Raw genomic sequence first — 3396 nt, forward strand, 5'->3', positions numbered from 1 at the left:
TCGCAGGATCGAGATCCCGCGCCGCCAGCACGGCCTGATACAGGCGCTCGAGCGAATCAGTCATTGAAACAGCCTAGTTCAAATCGATGTCAGACGTGTAAACGCAACTCGGCTGCGCCGTCCCTCTTTAGAAGGGACGGCGGCGTCATCGGTCTGCGTCAAGTCTGCTCAGTAGCCGTAATAGTACGGTCGTGGGCCGTAGGGTGCGCCATAGTAACGTGGCCCCCCATAGTAACCCGGCCCGCCATAGTAGGCCGGCCCTGGGCCATAGTAATAGCGGTAGCGGCTCTCATAGGCGTCGCGCCTAGCCTGAGCAGCGGCGATTGCGCCGATGGTGCCGACAATCCCGATAAAGGCCGCGGCAGCGGCCGCATTGCCACTGTTTCCGCCGCGCCGGACATGGCGGCGCTTCTTGGCGGCACTGAAGTCGGTGAGCGGTTCGGCAACGGAGCCGGCGGTCTGCAATTTGGTGGGAGTCGCGGCCAAGGCCGCCGCGGGCTGCAGCGTCGGGACCGCCAGCGCGACGGCAACCAGAATCGCAACGGCACGGCCGCCCGACGGCAACAGGGATTTGCGCTTGTGCATCGTCATCCTCCGCCTGACGGGTTGTCTGGTCGATCGGCGAGACAACCGCTGCCATTCAGCTAAGGTTCCGCTTCGGAAACACAAGGGTCGGCGGCTCGCTGCGGCGCAGGGATGCTCGCGCGGAAAAAGCAAATGGCCGGGGTGGGCCCGGCCATTCGGTCGCGAGGAAGCCGATAGGGCGGCAGCGGAATCAGCCCTTGGCGAGCTGCTGATCGAGATCGTGCAGCACCTGGTAGCACGGCAGCACCTGGGCGACGCTGGCATTGGGTTCACGGCCTTCGCGGATCGCGGCGAAGAACTCGCGGTCCTGCAGCTCGATGCCGTTCATCGAGACGTCGACCTTGGAGACGTCGATCTTCTCTTCCTTGCCGTTCACCAGATCGTCGTAGCGGGCGATGTAGGTGCCGTTGTCGCAGATGTAGCGGAAGAAGGTGCCGAGCGGCCCGTCGTTGTTGAACGACAGCGACAGCGTGCAGATCGCGCCGTTCGCCGCCTTGAGCTGGATCGACATGTCCATCGCGATGCCGAGATCGGGATGGATCGGTCCCTGCACGGCGTTGGCCTTCACGATCTTTGATCCGGCCTGATAGGCGAACAGATCGACGGTGTGGGCGGCGTGGTGCCACAGCAGATGGTCGGTCCAGCTCCGCGGCTGGCCGAGCGCGTTCATGTTGGTGCGGCGGAAGAAGTAGGTCTGCACGTCCATCTGCTGGACGTTCAGCTCACCGGCCTTGATCTTCTTATGCACATACTGATGGCTCGGATTGAAGCGGCGGGTGTGGCCGCACATCGCCACCAGGCCGGTCTGCTTCTGCAGATCGACCACCGCCTGCGCGTCAGCCAGCGAATCCGCCAGCGGGATTTCGACCTGGACGTGCTTGCCGGCGCGCAAACAGTCGATGCCCTGCTGCGCATGCATCTGGGTCGGCGTGCAGAGGATGACGGCATCGACCTCCTTGATCGCCAGCGCGTCGGACAGTTCGGTCGAGACGTGCGCGATGCCGTACTTCGTGGCGACCTCCTGGGTCGGCTCCAGCCGGCGGCCGATCAGCGACACCACCTCGACGCCGTCGATGTTCTTGATGCCGTCGAGATGCTTGATGCCGAACGCACCCGCTCCCGCGAGGGCGACCTTGATCGTCTTTGCCATGTCAGGCGTTCTCCAGAATGAGGTGGCCGACCGCAGTGTTGCTGGCCGGGACGTGATAGAAACGGTGGGCGACCTTGGGTTTGGGGCCGCCGGCGACATCGCTCATCGCGCCGCGCGCGATCAGCCACATCACTAGCTCGATGCCCTCGGAGCCCGCCTCGCGGACGTAATCGATATGCGGCTTCCGTGACAGGCCTTCCGGATCGTTGATGAGCTGATCGAGGAAGGCGTTGTCCCATTCGCGATTGATCAGGCCGGCGCGCGGCCCCTGGAGCTGGTGGCTCATGCCGCCGGTGCCCCAGATCTGCACGTTGAGGTCTTCGTCGTAGGAGCGGATCGCCTTGCCGATCGCCTGGCCGAGCATGTAGCAGCGCCGGCCCGAAGGCACCGGATATTGCACGACGTTGACGGCGAACGGGATCACCGGGCAGGGCCAGGCCTGCGGCTCGCCGCACATCAGGCTGAGCGGTACGGTGAGGCCGTGGTCGACATCCATCTTGTTGACGATGGTGAGGTCGAAATCGTCCTGGATCACCGACTGGGCGATATGCGCGGCGAGCCGCGGATGGCCGATCACCTTCGGCACCGGCCGCGGTCCCCAGCCTTCATCGGCCGGCTGATACTCGGCCGCGGTGCCGATCGCGAAGGTCGGGATCAGGTCGAGACTGAAGGCAGTGGCGTGATCGTTGAACACCAGGAATATTACGTCGGGCTTCTGGTCCTTCAGCCACTGCTTGGAGAATTCGTAGCCCTTGAACACCGGCTGCCAATAGTCTTCGCCGGTCTTCTTCATGTCGATCGCGGCGCCGATCGCCGGGACGTGCGAGGTGTAAACGCTGGCGGTGATCCGGGCCATTACTTCTTCTCCCCGATGTAGCGGTTGCCGTCGATCGGACGGCCGCCGCCGACCATCATGTTGCGATATTCCTCTTCGGTCATCCCGGTCATCGAGCCGGCCATCTGCTGGAAGCTCTTGCCGTCGGTGGCGCCGATCTTGGCGAGAAAGTAGATGTTGCCGCCGAGCGCGATGCAGCGGTTGAGGTCGCGATCGAGCACCGCCTGTTTCTGCTCCTCGGTCATCGGCCACTCGTCGAGATAGGAGCGCTCGTCCGCCTTGAACCGGGCGCGGTTCTCGGCCTTCATCAGCGACATACAAAACTGGTTCAGATGATAGCCCTGGCGCGACATGTCGGCGTCGAAGATCGTGGTGCCGGGCACGTCGGTGTAGGGTTTTTCGAGGGGCATGGTGGGGTCTCCTCTGTGTTCCATGTTATTAGCTCGTCATGGCCGGGCTTGTCCCGGCCATCCACGTTCTTGTTGCGGAGCGTCCGCTTTCGTGGATGCCCGGGACAAGCCCGGGCATGACGGTGTTACTTCTCCTCCGGCCAGTATAGCCGCATCGGGTTGTCGACCAGTAGTTTGCGTTGAAGTTCCGGCGTGATCGCGATGTGCGGGATGAAGTCGACCAGCAGGCCGTCGTCGGGCATGTGGTCCTTCAGGTTCGGATGCGGCCAGTCGGTTCCCCACAGCACGCGATCCGGGAAGGTCTCGACGATGCGGCGGGCGAACGGCACCACGTCGCGATAGGCGTTCTGTTGGCCGTGCAAAGCCGGCGGGCCGGACACCGACAGTCGCTCCGGGCAGCTCACCTTCGACCAGAC

General features: G+C 63.8%; 5 protein-coding genes. All 5 read right to left on the bottom strand.

Going from position 1 to position 3396, the window contains the following annotated elements; all coding sequences use genetic code 11:
* Positions 1-168: 168 nt before the first annotated feature.
* Complete coding sequence (locus tag DU475_RS23375; protein WP_164633469.1) at positions 169-585, bottom strand: hypothetical protein; 417 nt, start codon at positions 583-585, stop codon at positions 169-171.
* A 190-nt stretch (positions 586-775) separates the two neighbouring features.
* The gene (locus tag DU475_RS23380; protein WP_164633470.1) at positions 776-1735 is read right to left on the bottom strand and encodes a Gfo/Idh/MocA family oxidoreductase; all 960 of its coding nucleotides are present in this window, start codon (positions 1733-1735) and stop codon (positions 776-778) included.
* Between the two features lies 1 nt (position 1736).
* Positions 1737-2591 (bottom strand): class III extradiol dioxygenase subunit beta, encoded by an 855-nt coding sequence (locus DU475_RS23385; RefSeq protein ID WP_164633471.1) that lies wholly within the window; start codon positions 2589-2591, stop codon positions 1737-1739.
* Positions 2591-2980, bottom strand: a complete 390-nt coding sequence (gene ligA / locus DU475_RS23390; RefSeq protein WP_164633472.1) for a protocatechuate 4,5-dioxygenase subunit alpha — start codon at positions 2978-2980, stop codon at positions 2591-2593. The genes DU475_RS23385 and ligA overlap by 1 nt, the downstream gene beginning before the upstream one ends.
* A 125-nt stretch (positions 2981-3105) precedes the next feature.
* Positions 3106-3396, bottom strand: a 291-nt coding sequence (locus tag DU475_RS23395) for an amidohydrolase family protein (RefSeq protein ID WP_164633473.1), incomplete at its 5' end; no start/stop codon positions are given.

It is taken from the genome of Rhodopseudomonas sp. WA056, from assembly GCF_010906995.1.
Classification (GTDB): domain Bacteria; phylum Pseudomonadota; class Alphaproteobacteria; order Rhizobiales; family Xanthobacteraceae; genus Rhodopseudomonas; species Rhodopseudomonas palustris_G.

What these genes read in the sequence shown, in the direction of transcription:
- DU475_RS23380 (WP_164633470.1), bottom strand. Translation starts at nt 1,735, where the DNA reads ATGGCAAAGACGATCAAGGTCGCCCTCGCGGGAGCGGGTGCGTTCGGC.
- ligA (WP_164633472.1), bottom strand. Translation starts at nt 2,980, where the DNA reads ATGCCCCTCGAAAAACCCTACACCGACGTGCCCGGCACCACGATCTTC.
- DU475_RS23375 (WP_164633469.1), bottom strand. Translation starts at nt 585, where the DNA reads ATGCACAAGCGCAAATCCCTGTTGCCGTCGGGCGGCCGTGCCGTTGCG.
- DU475_RS23385 (WP_164633471.1), bottom strand. Translation starts at nt 2,591, where the DNA reads ATGGCCCGGATCACCGCCAGCGTTTACACCTCGCACGTCCCGGCGATC.